Raw genomic sequence first — 16,257 nt, 5'->3', positions numbered from 1 at the left:
TGAAAAAAGAGCTATCACTGGATTTAACCAGCAAATGCTCTTTATTTGAAAATGAGAACCCGCCTATGCCGTCCGACTCACATGTTTCTGAACCCGCTTACGCAGGTGGGTGACCGCAGAACCGCTTTTGAGATCCCCTTTCGGGGGCATGTCAGCTGCGTCTCGATGTTGGTCTCCCGTGAAACAGCCATTGGTTCAAAACAGCGTAAAGCCGTAACGAGCATCGCAGGAGGTATTGCTTATTATAGACTGAACAAAAGAAAAAGTAAACTTTGATGGGCTGTTATTTACTGGAGCCGCTCGAATCTTCCTTAACTAAATCGATACGGTCTAGCTCAGCTGCCTTCTCTGCTTCTTCTTCCTCTGCCAAACGCGCTTTCTCCGCTTGGTCTTGAAGCTTCTGGTAAATCAAGTTGAAGTTCCAGAACGCCAGGTAAGCGATGATGCTGCCCATAAAGAAAGGAATAAGAAAAGTGAATCTAGTACTGAAATACATAACCGCGCCGCTCATAATCGCTGTAGAAAGCGAACGGAAAGGTTTGCCGATCGTAATGAGAACAGCGTTTTTCAGTAATTGAAACGTTTTCATATGATAGTGGACAAGCATAGAGAAAAAATTAAATAGCGATACGATTAACAGCAGCAAAAATGCAATGAAAATGTATGAAAGCAAATTCAATTGTTCACGATATACGATAAAGTCAACAACCATAATCGCAAGCAGTATTGTATAAATAATACCGCCYAGCATACTTTGCTTATAATTTTCCTTGTAGCCGCGGAAGAACGTTTTGAACAGCGCAACGTCACTCTCTCCCATTACCCATTTGCGCGCAACCGCAAACATAGCTGCTGTTGCTGGAAATAAGGAGAACGGCGCGACGACTGCCATCGCAATAAGAGCGGAATAGATTTGATTGACATCCTGTGACAAAACCAATCCCCATGCAAAAAAAGCGAATGGAATCGAACAGATCAACCACAAAACATTAATAACTGCCAATCTCATGATCCATTCCGAAATTCGGTAAAACCCACCCATTAGCCCCTTTGGTTCCATCGGATCTGCCTCCAGAAAAGTAAGATTACTCCCACTAGACTACAAAGTGTAGCGGAATTCGTATATCTGTTTTGTAATAAGACAACCAATAGAATAATAATAAAAAAATCGAGGTCGTCCAGATGCCCGTTAGGGATCACGGACTTCCTCGATTTTTTTGGTTACACAAGGGAAACGATTATTAGTTATTTACATAACCGTCGGAAGAGCTTTTTGGACGACGGTTTTCTGGACGTCCTTCGCTGCTTCTTTTACCAGCGTAGCCGCCGCCACTGCTGCTGCCGCCACGGGACTCATAGCCACCGCGTGAGCTGCCGCCAGTACTGCTGCCGCTGCTGCGTCTGTCATCGCGACCGCGATATCCGCCGCCACCGCTGCCGCCAGTGCTGCTGCTGCGATTGCCGCCGTATGAAGAGGACGAACCGCTGCGGTTGAATGGACGACCGTTTGAACGAATGTCCGGCTTGCGTTTTTTCGCGCGAAGCGGATCTTCCGGTGTCAATTCGATTTCTACGTTTTTCTTCTCGCCAGTCAGCAATTTAATTGCTGCTGAGAGCAAGTGAACGGAATCATATTGCTCAAGCAATTGAATCGAAATCGCTTTGTACTCAGAGAACTCTTCGTTTTGAACGACTTCAAGAAGACGTTCAGCTGTTACGCGTTGTTTGCCTTCAATAGCTTCTGCGATGCTTGGAAGCGGCTTGCGGTTCATCTTCTGACGCGTGACTTTCTCGATGAAATGCAAGTGGTCCGTTTCACGAGGTGTAACGAATGACCAAGCTGTACCTTCTTTACCTGCGCGGCCTGTACGACCGATACGGTGAACATAGCTCTCAGGATCTTGCGGAAGGTCAAAGTTGATAACATGCGTTACGCCGGATACATCAAGTCCACGAGCAGCAACGTCAGTCGCTACCAATACATCGATGCTGCCATCACGGAATTTACGCATTACGCTGTCGCGTTGGTTCTGCGACAAGTCGCCGTGCAAACCGTCTGCAGTATATCCACGTTTTTGAAGCGCTTCGCTAAGCTCATCAACCCGACGTTTTGTACGACCGAAAATGATAGCTAGCTCAGGGGATTCCATATCAAGCAAGCGGCTAAGCGCTTCGAACTTCTGGCGCTCATGCACTTCAATATAAGATTGCTCAATAAGTGGAGCTGTGATTTGTTTTGGAATAACTGAAACATGCTCAGGGTTTTTCAGAAATTGCTGTGCAAGCTTCTGAATGTTTGCTGGCATTGTTGCAGAGAACAGCATGGTGTGACGCTCGTCTGGCACTTGCTTAAGGATAGATTGAATATCCTCCATGAAGCCCATATCAAGCATTTCATCTGCTTCATCCAAAATAACGGTTTGTACATCTTCAAGACGGATTGTTTTGCGGTTGATGTGATCAAGCAAACGTCCTGGTGTACCAATAATAATTTGAGGCTTCTTCTTCAATGCACGGATTTGACGACCAATTTCCTGTCCGCCATAAATCGGCAACGAGCGAAGACCTTTGTACCTTGTTAGCTTCCCGATCTCGTCAGCCACTTGAATAGCGAGTTCACGGGTTGGCGTCATTATTAATGCGACAATGCGTTCCTCGCTTGTCGGAATTTTGTTAATGAGCGGAATTCCGAATGCCGCTGTCTTTCCTGTACCCGTTTGTGCTTGGCCAATTAAATCTTGTCCCGCCATAGCAATAGGGATAGCTTTGTCTTGAATCGGGGTAGATTCCTCGAATCCAAGTTCGGTAATTGCTTGTAACACTTTTGGTTCCAAGCCAAATTCAGCAAATGTTTTCAAACTTTTCTCAAACTCCTTTTATCTGCAGCCTACTTAAGAATATCCAAATCATTATAGCACACAATCAATCGTGAATACCAGCAAACCAATTTAAGACATACTAAGCATGCCAAAATAAAGGAATTAAACAAGTCGGTTGCATTGGAGCGATTTTATTGAATCCGCATTCCCTGCGTTACCTTTTTACAATCCCAATGATGACGGTAGGCGCCTTCCTTATCGCACTGGGCTTCAATTTTTTTCTAATTCCGCACCAGCTGCTTAGCGGTGGAATATCTGGTATTTCCATGATGGTCGGCTATATTACGGGCGGAAACATCGCCTTGCTTTATTTTATCCTCAATGTGCCGGTGCTATTATGGGGATGGTTTATCGTAGGTCATCGCTTTATTATATGGAGCGTCTACACCGTTGTCGCCTCTACGGTATTCCTACAGGTTATACCCGTCATGAAAATTGCGGATGACCTTATGCTTGGCGCTGTATTCGGCGGGATTATAGTCGGGTTTGGCAGCGGCTTAACCCTTCGGTACGGCGGCTCATCAGGCGGTTTCGATATTATTGCCTCAATTGCAACGCGAAAACACGATTGGCCAATAGGCATGATTATATTTTTATTGAATGGCGTAGTCATTGCAGTGTTGATTTTGTTTACGAAGGACTGGAATTTAGCCTTATACTCGCTCGTCGCTATTTTTTCCGCTGGAAAAGTAGTAGATCTCATCCACGTGAGGCATATTAAACTTACGGCCTTCATCATCACGACCAAAACCGAAGAGCTGCTCGCAAAGCTGCTCTTGCACCCGCGCGGAATTACAATAATAAAAACACGCGGTGCATATTCTTCGGGTGATCGCGATATGCTGATGACTGTAAGAACGAAATATGAAATAGCAGAGCTTTGCAAAACGATTACCACCATCGACCCGCGTGCATTCATTAACATCGTAGAAACGGTTGGTGTCATCGGCGATTTTTACAAGCCAAAAGACTAAATCATATACGCAGGTATGGATTTTACACCGTATCCCTATGTTTTTGAAAATGATCCTGATATAATGTTTGTATCCCGTAGTTTGGTTTCTTGCCATATGATTTCCCCTAAACATTAGATATGAAAGGGTGAGGCTCAGGTGGATATGGAAACGGTCAAATTGTCTCAAATTGTAGAGAAGCTAGCCCCAGAGCTCAGTCCTTTTCTTACGAAACGCGAATTGGACATCAGCATTGTGCTGCGTGACGGTCTTGCAGTATTAGAGCCTGCTGACGCAATGGAAATTGTGCAGCACAGTATTTGCAATCAGCAGAGAGAAGCTTTGTTACAATGACAATGCGGGACACACACGGATTATTTATGCGCCAGTCGAGTCACACTCGGCTGGCTTTTGTTTGTTTTGCAGGAAAACGGCGGCGATAATCACCTATTCGCAAGTCTTTATTTCAGCTTTTTAGCAAATTTTCAATATGAGTTTTATGACAATTGTAAAAAAGTTAATGACCCAGACATGCCATCTGCTTTATAATTTGAACAGAATAGCTAACGGGGAGAGAGCAAAATGGACAACATCATTTCAACATTGCTGCTGCTGTACAGCTTGCTCACTGGAAGCGGAGAGCATAACACCGCAGTGAAGCAGCTAGCAATTGCATACTTAAATTCCGCAGCTGGCCAAACCATCATTGATCCGGATGCAGCTGCAAATGGAGGCGAAATCTCAGGAAAAAATCACGCTGGACTCATCATAAAAGACCCGCAGCCTGAAACACCGCCGATCAAAGGAATCTATGTAACTGCTCACAGCGCAGGCGGTGCGCGCATGGAATCGCTTTTAAAGCTGCTTGACGACACGGACCTCAATAGTATGGTGATCGACATTAAAGATGACAACGGCTACATTACATATCCTACTACAACACCCGAACTGCTAGAGGTTGGCGCTTCGAAGAAATATATCCGAGATATTAATGAACTTATGCTTACTTTAAAAAAACATAACATTTATCCGATAGCCAGAATTGTAGTTTTCAAGGATACGGTACTTGCGCGAAAGCAGCCTGAGCTGTCTTTCCTCCAGCAAGACGGAACGATATGGAAAAATAATCGCGGTGAGAGCTTCGTAAATCCTTATCGCAAAGAAGTATGGGATTATAATATTGCTGTCGCCAAGGAAGCAGCAAAGCTTGGCTTTAAGGAAATCCAATTCGACTATGTTCGGTTCCCTGAGGGCTTTGATAACAAATCAGATACACTGACCTTCAGCAAGGCTGATCAGAGCCGCGTGGACACAGTCGCTGGATTTGTCAAATATGCTAGAGAACAGCTTCAGCCGCTCGGTGTTAGGGTTTCGGTAGATATATTTGGTTATGCGGCATCCGTACCGACAGCCGAAGGCATTGGCCAAGATTTTGTGAAAATTTCAAATGATGTGCATGTCATTTCACCTATGGTTTATCCTAGTCACTATAGTACAGGATGGTTTAAACAAAAGGATCCTGACAAAAGCCCATATGAGACTATAAAAGGCGCCATGCTTGATACGCATAAGAAGCTTGATCCGGGTACGGAGGTTAAACCGATTATTCGGCCGTGGATTCAAGATTTCACTGCAAGCTGGTTAGGCGCTGGTCATTTTGTGAAGTATGGCAAAACGGAAGTCGAAGCTCAGATTAGAGCTTTGAAAGAAACAGGCATCAAGGAGTTTCTCCTATGGAATGCCGGAAATAAATACACTCCTAACGTGGAATATGATTAGCTTACATCCTATTAGACACAAAAAAGTCCACCTTCGCTAACAAAGCGGCGGTGGACTTTTTTTATATTTATTTTTATTGGGATAAACGAAGTGCCAGCTCGTACATATCAGTGTCAAATGGTTTCTTCGTATTGACAACAAGATCAATATCAGTCGTTACGAGCTCGCCTTTAACAACGCCGCAGCCTTTGCCTGAATCGCCAGCCATTAGCTGTCTAACGGCAAAGTCACCAAGACGGCTTGCTAGAATACGATCGATTGCCGTCGGCGTACCGCCGCGTTGAATATGTCCAAGTACAGTTACACGCGGCTCAATTCCGCTATTAGCAGTAATCTGTCTTGCTACTTCTTCACCTTTGCCCGCACCTTCTGCTACAACAATAATTGAATGACGCTTGCCTTTGGCAAAATTCGTCTTCATACGCTCTGCAACCTCAGTCAGTTCAAAAGGAACCTCTGGTACAAGAATCGTCTCCGCACCGCTTGCTAGACCAGCATGCAAAGCGATATCGCCGCAATGACGTCCCATAACTTCAACGACGGATGAACGCTCATGCGATGACATCGTGTCGCGAATTTTGTTAATTGCATCTACTACGATGCTAACCGCGGTATCAAAGCCGATTGTAATATCCGTAAACGGAATATCGTTATCAATCGTTCCTGGAAGTCCCATCGTTTTAATGCCCAGCTTGCTTAGCTTATTAGCGCCATGATACGAGCCGTCGCCGCCAATAACGACCAAACCGTCGATACCTCTAGCACGAAGCACTTCGGCACCGCGCTGTTGGCCTTCAGGTGTCATAAACTCCTTGCATCTAGCTGTTTGCAAAATTGTACCGCCGCGTTGAATAATATCACCAACGCTTCTCAAATCCATTTGTCTAAGGTCGTCATTGATAAGCCCTTGGTAACCCCTTTGAACACCATATACATCTAAACCGTGATATAGTGCACTCCTTACAACAGCACGAACGGCTGCGTTCATTCCTTGCGAATCTCCTCCGCTTGTCAATACTGCGATTGATTTGACTGCAGACATGGTCATTCCTCCACATTTTTTATTTATAGTTAAGCCTGTTGTTTCCGAATCCAGATGCTGTTAATAAGGAAAAACAGACGCGTAAGCGGGCTGTTCTTCATTAGCCTCCTAGAAACATTTCTGACATCCGCCTGGTGGCGAACCTTCGGGTCTGACAAATATAAGGCTAAGAGCCCTTCAATAATCAAACTATGAAAACGAGAAGCAGGAAGCTGCTTCACATCCTCACGCGCTCGGTTCACAATCGTACCGAGACGCTCAACAAGCAGACTGTCATTATCATAATAATTGCAAAAATTAAGGTCTCCGCCTACTTGATCCTCTTCTTGATCGATTAAATAATCGAGCAGGATATGAAGTCCGCAAACATGCGGAAAATAAATATTTTTGATCGCTGCAGCGTCCTGCGTGGATAAGCATGGCTCACTTGCGGCTAGAAACAACATAAACATGCCCAGCGTCGAACCTGATGCCGCAGCAAATTCATTCCATTTCAGGTTTGGATAGTTCCCTCGATGCTGCTCCCACCATGCAAACAAATGCTCCTCGCGCAATTCCTTGCGTATATGCTTGTACACCTGCAAATCGCCATATAAAGTGACTAGCTCGATCACATGCTGTTGAACACTTCCATAGGAAGGCAATTGCGCGACATGGATCTGACAAGTTCGTACCAGGTGATGCAAATAACCCCCATCATCTTTTTCATCGCGAAATGCATAATAATCCTGAAGCTGAGCTTCGGGATTGACGGCATCGAGCATCGATTGATGCAATAATCGAAAATCATTCGGATCAAGAGAGGTGCTGCGATCGCATAAATTATCCAAATAGTCGCTAATGGTCTGCAGCGCAACAATTAACGGTATGAGCACATGTCTGTGCTCTAAGTTCGCCGCTGCATAAACTCCGCCGCCTTGGCAATGAAACTTCTTGCTATCCATACTGCTAAGAGCTTGTGTTCGCAGCTCAGCATCTGGTATTCGCAGTGCAAATACGCGATGTTGCTCGAGCTCTCGCGCCACTTCGGGAAGTACATATTTATATACGCGATGCATGAGCTTTAGTGGGCTCTGGGGCACTCGATGGCCTGTCAAAGTCGTCAATCTCATGATGCACCTCTCCTCAAAATCGTTCATGAATGCCAGCGCGGCTCTAATTGCTGCTCTAGGCGATACCAAATATGAAGGTCGTTTATCCTACTTGCATAATCGGCAATTTCATAGTTTAGTATACAGGATTGCTCAAAGCTATCTTCTTCAAACAGCTTTGCCTGCTTTTCATTGATGAACGCTTCAAACTCTTTCACGCGATCGGGGATCGTCCCACGAATGAGTTCCCACTGCTCTACGATCGCAAGCTGCACAGCTGCTGCATACTGCTCCCATTCCATTTCCAGCACGGGAATACGGATCCGAAGCCGTTCATTCCAGTCAAAACGATAAGCACCCATTGTAAACCTCCGCCTCTAAATGTATCATCTCAGCTCATAATAATCCAGCTTCAAATCTCATTGGTTCGATAACTAATCCATGTTATACTGAGAACCATATTGTTTTTGTAAAGAGATGGAGTGAGCTTTAAAAGATGGACACATCTGAGATTGCGCCAGCAGAGCGCTCTTCGACTGCACGCAAGGAAACACTTTCACTACGAATTTACAGCTTCTCTTCTTATTCTACCGCTGCGATGGTTGTTTCCTTTATCCCGTTATACTTTTTGGATAGAGGTTTCTCTGAGCAGCAAATTGGAATTATTTACTCAACAGGACCATTCATATCAATCTTTGCAAATATCCTTCTTGGGATAGCCAGCGACAAATTCAGAACGATAAAAAAACTTCTTATGATCCTGTTATTTGGACAGCTTGTCATGATTTCATTGCTTTTCCCTATTGAAAACTTTGCTCTTGTTTGCCTTGTTATGATGGGCTTTTATTTTTTTCAGACACCTATTAATCCATTAAGTGACAGTCTGCTGTTATTATCAAGTCAATACACCGGAACGCCATACGCTTTAATACGAATATTCGGCTCGCTAGGCTTTGCAGTAACGGCTTATACGTTCGGACTTATTCTAAAAGAAATTGGCTCACAGTGGACGCTTCCGCTAGCACTTTGTACCATAGCCATCACCCTCGCCTTAACGACGAGAATTAGAGACTATCAAGGAAGCGCTCGGAAAATCGATTTTTCTGGATTCTTTAAGCTTATTCGCCAGCGTGATGTCCTATTGTTCTTTTTAATTATTTTGACCATTTCGATCCCGCACCGTATGTACGAGGGATTTCTTGCCGTCACCATGCGCCAAATGGGAGCAAGCGATTCTTTGGTTGGACTTGCATGGCTCGTGTCCGCGATGAGCGAGATTCCGATCTTGTTTCTACTCGGCAAATACGGCCATAAATTTAAGGAGCTGCCGCTGCTTATGATCGCATCCATCATGTATGCTGTCAGACTATGGCTGCTTAGCGATATTCAAGATCCACGCTGGGTAATTGCTACCCAAGCCATGCACAGCGTTTCGTTCGGCATTTATTTTTCAACTGCGCTGCGTTATTTGTCCCACCTTATTCCTGACGAGTTCCGCGCATCCGGCCAAGCCGTTTATGCCGTTGTCTGGACTGGACTTGCCGGTGTGATCAGCGGCATGTTCGGCGGTTATATTTATGAGCATTTCGGACGCGAGACCTTCTTCCGTATGGGAGCTGCCTTAGCACTGGTTGCAGCGGCTGCCTTCCTTACAAGATACTTTTTCAGTCGAACGAACCGATAACCAGCTCTAGTTCAACCAAGCAATATGCCTTCCGTGTCACAAATGAAATCATTTCTTATAGTTAAACAAAGGCTGCTCCAGAAGGCGTATCACCTACGCTTGGAGCAGCCCTTTTTTATTGCTTAAGCAGATACTATTCTACAATTTCAAAATTGGAGTATACATCCTGCACATCGTCGTTATCTTCAAAAGCATCCATCATCTTAAGCAGCTTCTCCGCATTTTCGCCATCGACTTTAACAATCGTTTGCGGAAGCCAGCGCACGCCAGCATTTACGAAGGAGTAGCCTTCCTTCTCAAGCGCATTTTTCACCTGCTCGAACTCATGCGGATGTGTCAAAATCTCAAAGCTTTCGTCATTGACAATAACGTCCTCAGCTCCGGCTTCAAGCGAAACCATCATCATCGTATCCTCATCTGTCTCATGCGCTTCACGATCGACAACAAGCAATCCTTTATGGTCGAACATATAACCTACACAGCCGCTCTCACCCATATTGCCGCCACGTTTATTAAACGCAGAACGAACGTCAGCTGCTGTACGATTCCGATTATCCGTCAAGCATTTAACCATAATAGCTACGCCGCCTGGGCCATAACCCTCATACATAATATCATCGTACTCGACGCCATCGCCTGCACCAGCTGCTTTCTTGATCGCACGCTCGATATTATCGTTTGGCATTTGCTCCGCTCTTGCGTTGGCAATCGCTGTTTTCAAACCAAAGTTCGAATCTGGGTTTGGTCCGCCTCTGCGGGCTTGTACATAAATTTCACGTCCAAGCTTGACGAACTTGTTATTTTTAGCCTGATCGGCCTTTCCTTTACGGTCTTTGAACAATTTAAATTTCATTATGCTCGCTCCCCTGACAAAGTTTCCAAGCAACAGTTTATCATTGCAAATAGGTCTTGGTCAATGAAAGCAAGCGCAAACGGCGGTTATTTCACGTTATCTATTGATCTGATTATGGCTTAGAAATTCGTATCCTAATGATGGTTTAATAGTCCAGCTTCAAAATATATAAAAAATGCTTTGATTATTTATAAAAGGCTGACAATAAAATTTAAAAATACTAATAATGGTAATATGTTCATATTAAAAAAGGGCTCCCCGCTTCCAGGGAGCCCTCTCCATTCGCACATTTTCTTATAGTTTAATGACGTTGGCCGCTTGAGCACCGCGGTTACCTTCAGTAATGTCGAATTCAACCGCTTGCCCTTCATCTAAAGATTTGAAGCCATCGCTTTGAATCGCTGAGAAATGCACGAATACGTCTTCTCCGCCCTCTGTTTGGATAAAGCCGTAGCCTTTCTCTGCATTAAACCATTTAACTGTTCCTTTCAATTGAACAACCTCCTAAATATGACCGCCGTTTTATTTGAACGTGCGAGTAAAATTATTATAGCTATCCCATTTCAAAAAAGCAATTAAAGTAAAATTTTCAAATATTGACTAGATCCAGGGATAAACGGAAGGTTGGATTCTCCAAGCTCTGTGCGCCCTCCGTTAGCAGCTATCATCGCAATCAGGTTATCTAGTTCCGAATAAGGTTCCCAGTTAAGCGATATAAGCGGATAAATTCGAATTTGACCGCCTGGCTTACAAATACGCATCAGTTCCAGAACAGCCTGCGAATGAAATTCATGACCAAATTGATTCGCATACAAAAACATAAAATGGCTGCACAAAATGAGTGAAAAGCGATTCTCCTTGAAGGGCAGCTCTGGAAGCTTGCCATCTATATAGATTTGTTTATTCTCGTTTCTTAATACATCGGCTTTAAATCGTTCAATGGATGCTTCGCGTCCAGCTCGATGATTCTCAACCGACCCGTAATAGCTCCAGTCAAAATGCTCCTGAATTTTTGCAATCTTCGCCGTTGATGTTTCGATTTCCTCAGCTGCCTCAGAGATCCATTGCTCAATTCCTGCCCCGTAGCGCGGATCAACAGCAGTTGCTGAAAAACCTCTCTCATTTACTTCTGCAGTAAATGACGAACCCCCGGCTGCAACATCAAGAATTTCCCCTCTAGCAAGATCCTCCTGCTGTAAATCAAACATCCTTAAATACTCTTCGTAGCTTCTGCAAGTCATAGCGACTCCCATTTGCTCATAGCCCTGTTTACTCATTCTTGCACTCTCCTCTGCTCGTCTCATCTCAACTTTTCTCGTTACAGCTATAGCTTCTTCTTGCAGCGTCGTATTGATTACCGCCGCCATAATGGCTATGATGATAAGAATACCATAATTAACTACTATAAGGGTGGAATTTACGCATGTTTAAGAAACACGAAATTTACAAGACCGACAAATACAATATGTTGACGGTTGAAGTTCAAGGCAAAACACTTATTGTTCGGGAAATTTCTGATCAATGGGGCGAGGACACACATACTTTTATTAGCCGCCCTGAGATGCTTCACTGGGCACAGAATCGGTTTCGCGCAGCCGACTTTGTTGGACGCGAAGATGAACTAGCATCCATTATGAGTGCGCTAAAGGAAGTATAAGCAGTCTATTTCTAACCAATCAGCAGGATATTTCACACAGCGCGGCGAACATATCGTTACGCATTTGTGCATAGGTAAAATTAGAATGCTGCCTTTTGAGGCCAGCTTACAATCAGGAGGACTTACCTTCAAATGGATGCTACCGCTTCAGTTATTTTCATTATTGCAGCCTTCGCGCTAGGAGCCATCGTTATCATGAAACGAGATACCTTGCCTCCTGGCATACGCAGAGGTCTTGCACTTGTATCCATTGGATTTATTGCATTTGCGTTTTTTCTGATCGTATATGCTTTTTTCACAATGGGTACAGCTTAGCCGGCAGGCAGCTGAATATTCGTTATCCCGTACGGACATAGTAGAAACAAACTGTGTCCTGAGGTGATAACTGGATGAAATGGCTTCCCCTGCTGCTTATTTTAAGCCTCGTGCCAGGTGCTACCGCTACAAATGAGACCGCGGCACATGCAGAGCATGCTTTACCAACCTTATCCATACCAAGGAGGAATTCGATGAATCACGTACCTAAACGTTCAGAATCGGCACCTGAGACCCGCTGGAAGCTAGAGGATATTTTTGCAAGCCAAGCGGCATGGGACAAGGAATATGCAGAAGCAAAAGGATTAATCAAAAAAATATCCGAATACCAAGGCAAATTAGCCGATGTCGCGCAGCTTAAAGCTTGCTTCGAGCTTGAAGATGAATTGTCACTGCATGTTGAACGGCTTTATGTATATGCAAATATGAAGCATCATGAGGATACGGCAGAACCTACTTATCAGGCTCTTTCCGAGAAATCCAAAAAACTAAGTGTGGAATCCGGCGAAGCATTATCATTCATCACACCTGAGGTTCTCAGTCTATCCGATGAGCAGCTGGAGCAATTGATAACGAACGATTCCGTTGCCAAATTCCGCCATACACTCGAAGAAATGCGTCGCCAGAAAGCTCATATTTTATCAAAAGACGAGGAAGCGCTGCTTGCACAAGTAGGCAATATGAGCTCCGCTCCCGGTACAATCTTCAGCATGCTGAACAATGCAGACCTCAAATTCCCAAAAGTGAAAAACGAAAAAGGCGAATTGGTTGAGCTGACACACGGCAGTTACATACAGTTCCTTGAGAGCAAAAACCAAGACGTACGCCGCGAGGCATTTAAAGCAGTGTACGAAACATACGGCAAGTTAAAAAATACACTTGCTACAACATTGACGGCTAACGTTACAAAAAACAGCTTTTATGCAAAAGCTCGCAAATATGACTCCGTGCTGGATATGTCCCTTTATGGTGACAACATTCCGCAGGAAGTATATACAAACCTCATCAACACCATTCATAAGCATCTGCCGTTGATGCATCGTTATATGGAGCTTCGCAAAAAGCTGCTCGGTTTGGATGAGCTGCATATGTACGACTTGTTCGCACCGCTCGTTGACGAGTTCAAAATGGACATTACGTATGAGGAAGCCAAAAAAACAGTAAAAGAAAGCTTGAAGCCACTGGGAGAAGATTATTTGAAGGTGCTGCAAGAGGGCTTCGATAATGGCTGGATTGATGTGTACGAGAATGAAGGCAAACGCAGCGGTGCTTATAGCTGGGGCGCTTTCGGCACGCATCCGTATGTATTGCTCAATCATAATGACAACTTGAACAGCATGTTCACATTGACGCACGAAATGGGTCATGCTCTGCATTCCCATTATTCGGATACAAATCAGAACTACCGCGACGCACAATATACGATTTTCCTTGCTGAGGTTGCTTCAACATTAAACGAAGCTTTGTTGATGGATTATCTCCTTAACAAATCAACTGATCCAAAAGAAAAAATGTATTTGCTCACTTATTATGCGGATCAGTTCCGCACAACCGTATTCCGTCAAACGATGTTTGCAGAGTTCGAGAAAATCATCCATGAGCGCACGGAGCAAGGCGATTCGTTAACGCCGCAAGACCTTAGCAAAATCTATTATGATCTTAACGTTCAGTACTACGGCTCAGGCTTGGTCGTAGATAAAGACATTGAAATGGAATGGGCTCGTATCCCCCATTTCTATAACAGCTTCTATGTGTACAAATACGCAACGGGCTTCTCAGCTGCAACCAGCTTCTCCAAACAAATATTGGAGGAAGGCGAGCCTGCGGTTGAGCGTTATCTTGGCTTCCTCAAAAGCGGCGGCAAAGACTTCTCGATTAATATCTTGAAAAAAGCCGGCGTGGATATGTCTTCACCTGAGCCAATTGAGCAAGCAATGAGCGTCTTTGAAGAGCTTATTGGTCAAATGGAGCAATTGACGAAATAACCGAAATACGTAAAGAGACCGTCAAGCCTGCTTGACGGTCTCTTTGCTGTTTATTTTTAAGGAGCTGGATTGATTATTTCATTTCCTTCGTACTAACATAAGCCAAATGTTCCCTACCCCAGCCGCACATGCTGTCAAGCACCGAGGTCAGTGTTCTTCCGTGTTCAGAAATGCTGTACTCCACCCTCGGAGGCACTTCTTGATAGATAACACGGGTAATGAGCTCATCCTCTTCGAGCTCGCGAAGCTGCTTCGCAAGCGTGCCTTGCGAGACTTCAGGAATAAGCCGTCTTAGTTCACCAAATCGTTTGGTCCCGTCAATTAATAAAATAAACAATATAAGCGGCTTCCATTTCCCGCCAATCATATGAAGGGTGGTAAGTACACCTTTTAGCCTCGGTTCCTTCAAATCCGTAATCATCGTATCACCTCCACTATCATCATACCTCATGTTATTTGCATGCGCACGTTAGTCCCAGTCATTATATATTTTTATGATTAGTACGATTTTTCGTACTAAGTACGAACAAAGTGCGTACTTGGCAGTCTTGTTTTTGTCATGAATAATAAACATTAGAAGTGATTTGACTGCAAAAGGAGAATATGATCATGTCTAATTTTTCATTAAAAAATAAACGGATCGTCATTATCGGAGGAAGCTCAGGAATTGGCTTAGCGACTGCAAAACAAGCAATAGAGCAAGGGGCTCAAGTTGTCATTGCCGGCCGGTCCAAAGAAAGGTTGGATGCAGCACGGCAGTACTTAGGTCATGAGCATGTTGAAGCCTATGCATTAGATAACAAGAATGAACTGGCGCTTCAGTCTTTTTTCGAGCAGATCGGTCATTTCGACCATTTATTTACACCGGGTGCCTCCTACGTTCGAGGTCCAATTACATCAAGTGCTGAGGTTGCACACAGCTGCTTTAATTCAAAATTTTGGCCGCAGTACAATGCGGTGAAATACGCTGCTCCATTTATTAACTCGAATGGCTCAATCGTGCTCATGTCCGGTGCTTTTGGCCAACGGCCGCTTGAGGGCGGCGCTTCCTATGCTGCCTGCAACGGGGCTATCGAAAGTCTTGGCAAAGCGCTGGCGGTTGAACTTGCTCCCATACGTGTCAACGTTATATCTCCCGGCACCATCCATACGAATTTCAACTGGGAAGGTGCAGAACAGGAAGTCAGAGACCAGTCTTATGATGCCTATGCAAAAATCAATCTGTTAGGCAAAATCGGTCAAGCAGACGATGCAGCCCATACTACGATTTATTTAATGACTAATGCGTATACAACTGGAAGCACCCTTTTCCCTGATGGCGGATATATTTTGCGTTAAGCAGGTATTTTGTAGAGCTCGGATAACACCAAAAGATTCCTTAGCAATGGCAAGGAATCTTTTGGTTCTGAAATCTATTCGTATGACTTTGGGCGAACCACTGATGTGGATGTGTATTCCTCTTTCAAACATAGTTTTGCAATATAGAATAGTTGTCCCATATGTTCAGAATAATGGGCAGCACATTGATGCAGCATATCCAAGTTCGTTCTTTCCCGGTTCCTCACTGTTTGGGTTTGTCCCAACGCTTCATCCGAAATCGTCTGAATCGTATCGATGACCAGCTGCAGCCTATCCTGAATGATCGTTTGCAAGGCTGCCTTCTTTACATATTCAGCTTTGAACTCATCGTCACGGCTTCTCTTAATATCTACACGTAAAATACCTTTTACGATTCTCTCTTCAATATTGCCATCTATGTGATTGATCAACATCGATATGCTGTGACTTGATGGATCAGGCTGCCAATTCAACTGGTCATCATCAAGCTGTTCGATCGCCTTCAGCATTCTTTTTCTGATTTCTTCAAATTTATTGGTTAACCACTCTCGATTAAAACTATCGTTCATAAGAGTCCCTCCTTGTGTATTGGAAGTCTTTTCATTTACATATTTATGTAAATTTTAACGAGATAGATATAGGATAACAATAACATAGATTACCTTTTTTTGTGGTTATTGA

General features: G+C 44.2%; 18 protein-coding genes and 1 other RNA gene. 8 read left to right on the top strand and 11 right to left on the bottom strand.

Features of this window, described 5'->3' with window-relative positions:
- Window positions 1-52: 52 nt before the first annotated feature.
- The 3 genes from ssrS to cshA form a co-directional block, all read right to left on the bottom strand.
- A non-coding RNA gene (gene ssrS, locus AC1DPK_RS27060) (6S RNA) lies at window positions 53-235 on the bottom strand.
- A gap of 48 nt (window positions 236-283) precedes the next feature.
- Entirely contained in the window at window positions 284-1,060 is a 777-nt protein-coding gene (locus AC1DPK_RS27055) for a YesL family protein (RefSeq protein WP_076266827.1), read from the bottom strand.
- Window positions 1,061-1,241: 181 nt separating this feature from the next.
- A complete protein-coding gene (gene cshA / locus AC1DPK_RS27050) occupies window positions 1,242-2,858 on the bottom strand; it encodes a degradosome RNA helicase CshA (protein WP_339203532.1) in 1,617 nt (538 codons plus the stop codon).
- Between the two features lie 194 nt (window positions 2,859-3,052).
- Here cshA and AC1DPK_RS27045 point away from each other — a divergent pair, with 194 nt between their 5' ends.
- The 3 genes from AC1DPK_RS27045 to AC1DPK_RS27035 all read left to right on the top strand — a co-directional run bounded on the left by AC1DPK_RS27045 (window position 3,053) and on the right by AC1DPK_RS27035 (window position 5,611).
- Window positions 3,053-3,853: a YitT family protein gene (locus tag AC1DPK_RS27045; RefSeq protein ID WP_441881083.1), complete on the top strand. Its 801-nt coding sequence runs from the start codon at window positions 3,053-3,055 to the stop codon at window positions 3,851-3,853.
- Window positions 3,854-3,997: 144 nt separating this feature from the next.
- Complete coding sequence (locus tag AC1DPK_RS27040; protein ID WP_076267060.1) at window positions 3,998-4,186, top strand: hypothetical protein; 189 nt, start codon at window positions 3,998-4,000, stop codon at window positions 4,184-4,186.
- A 228-nt stretch (window positions 4,187-4,414) separates the two neighbouring features.
- On the top strand, window positions 4,415-5,611 hold the full coding sequence (locus AC1DPK_RS27035; RefSeq protein WP_441881023.1) for a putative glycoside hydrolase: 1,197 nt from the start codon (window positions 4,415-4,417) through the stop codon (window positions 5,609-5,611).
- A 73-nt stretch (window positions 5,612-5,684) separates the two neighbouring features.
- Here AC1DPK_RS27035 and pfkA read toward each other — a convergent pair whose 3' ends face one another.
- The 3 genes from pfkA to AC1DPK_RS27020 are packed head-to-tail and all read right to left on the bottom strand — an operon-like array spanning window position 5,685 to window position 8,106.
- Window positions 5,685-6,653, bottom strand: a complete 969-nt coding sequence (gene pfkA / locus AC1DPK_RS27030) for a 6-phosphofructokinase (RefSeq protein WP_076266824.1) — start codon at window positions 6,651-6,653, stop codon at window positions 5,685-5,687.
- A gap of 29 nt (window positions 6,654-6,682) precedes the next feature.
- Window positions 6,683-7,765, bottom strand: coding sequence for a tetraprenyl-beta-curcumene synthase family protein (locus AC1DPK_RS27025; RefSeq protein ID WP_477512222.1), 1,083 nt, complete (start codon window positions 7,763-7,765; stop codon window positions 6,683-6,685).
- A 23-nt stretch (window positions 7,766-7,788) separates the two neighbouring features.
- Window positions 7,789-8,106 carry a hypothetical protein gene (locus AC1DPK_RS27020; protein WP_076266822.1) on the bottom strand — a complete coding sequence of 106 codons (318 nt, stop codon included), beginning with the start codon at window positions 8,104-8,106 and terminating at the stop codon, window positions 7,789-7,791.
- 134 nt (window positions 8,107-8,240) lie between these two features.
- On the opposite strand from AC1DPK_RS27020, the gene AC1DPK_RS27015 reads away from it, so the two are divergent.
- Window positions 8,241-9,428, top strand: coding sequence for an MFS transporter (locus tag AC1DPK_RS27015; RefSeq protein WP_083681702.1), 1,188 nt, complete (start codon window positions 8,241-8,243; stop codon window positions 9,426-9,428).
- Between the two features lie 133 nt (window positions 9,429-9,561).
- On the opposite strand, the gene AC1DPK_RS27010 is transcribed toward AC1DPK_RS27015, so the two are convergent.
- The 3 genes from AC1DPK_RS27010 to AC1DPK_RS27000 all read right to left on the bottom strand — a co-directional run bounded on the left by AC1DPK_RS27010 (window position 9,562) and on the right by AC1DPK_RS27000 (window position 11,558).
- A complete protein-coding gene (locus AC1DPK_RS27010; RefSeq protein ID WP_076266821.1) occupies window positions 9,562-10,281 on the bottom strand; it encodes a YebC/PmpR family DNA-binding transcriptional regulator in 720 nt (239 codons plus the stop codon).
- Window positions 10,282-10,575: 294 nt separating this feature from the next.
- Window positions 10,576-10,773: a cold shock domain-containing protein gene (locus AC1DPK_RS27005; protein WP_054024152.1), complete on the bottom strand. Its 198-nt coding sequence runs from the start codon at window positions 10,771-10,773 to the stop codon at window positions 10,576-10,578.
- 83 nt (window positions 10,774-10,856) lie between these two features.
- Entirely contained in the window at window positions 10,857-11,558 is a 702-nt protein-coding gene (locus AC1DPK_RS27000; RefSeq protein WP_477512221.1) for a methyltransferase domain-containing protein, read from the bottom strand.
- A gap of 146 nt (window positions 11,559-11,704) precedes the next feature.
- Between AC1DPK_RS27000 and AC1DPK_RS26995 the strand changes: the two genes are divergently transcribed.
- The 3 genes from AC1DPK_RS26995 (at window position 11,705) to pepF (ending at window position 14,238) form a co-directional block, all read left to right on the top strand.
- Entirely contained in the window at window positions 11,705-11,938 is a 234-nt protein-coding gene (locus AC1DPK_RS26995) for a hypothetical protein (RefSeq protein WP_076266819.1), read from the top strand.
- 132 nt (window positions 11,939-12,070) lie between these two features.
- Window positions 12,071-12,253 carry a hypothetical protein gene (locus AC1DPK_RS26990; RefSeq protein ID WP_076266818.1) on the top strand — a complete coding sequence of 61 codons (183 nt, stop codon included), beginning with the start codon at window positions 12,071-12,073 and terminating at the stop codon, window positions 12,251-12,253.
- Between the two features lie 194 nt (window positions 12,254-12,447).
- Window positions 12,448-14,238 (top strand): oligoendopeptidase F, encoded by a 1,791-nt coding sequence (gene pepF, locus AC1DPK_RS26985; RefSeq protein ID WP_477512232.1) that lies wholly within the window; start codon window positions 12,448-12,450, stop codon window positions 14,236-14,238.
- A gap of 73 nt (window positions 14,239-14,311) precedes the next feature.
- Here pepF and AC1DPK_RS26980 read toward each other — a convergent pair whose 3' ends face one another.
- Entirely contained in the window at window positions 14,312-14,659 is a 348-nt protein-coding gene (locus AC1DPK_RS26980) for a winged helix-turn-helix transcriptional regulator (RefSeq protein WP_477512220.1), read from the bottom strand.
- Window positions 14,660-14,847: 188 nt separating this feature from the next.
- Between AC1DPK_RS26980 and AC1DPK_RS26975 the strand changes: the two genes are divergently transcribed.
- Window positions 14,848-15,576, top strand: coding sequence for an SDR family oxidoreductase (locus AC1DPK_RS26975; protein ID WP_441881019.1), 729 nt, complete (start codon window positions 14,848-14,850; stop codon window positions 15,574-15,576).
- Between the two features lie 74 nt (window positions 15,577-15,650).
- Here AC1DPK_RS26975 and AC1DPK_RS26970 read toward each other — a convergent pair whose 3' ends face one another.
- The gene (locus AC1DPK_RS26970) at window positions 15,651-16,145 is read right to left on the bottom strand and encodes a DinB family protein (protein ID WP_441881018.1); all 495 of its coding nucleotides are present in this window, start codon (window positions 16,143-16,145) and stop codon (window positions 15,651-15,653) included.
- Between the last annotated feature and the right edge of the window lie 112 nt (window positions 16,146-16,257).

Source organism: Paenibacillus sp. 01T424 (assembly GCF_056398745.1).
Note: the sequence above shows the minus strand (reverse complement) of the source record. Positions and strands in the feature narration are given on the sequence as shown.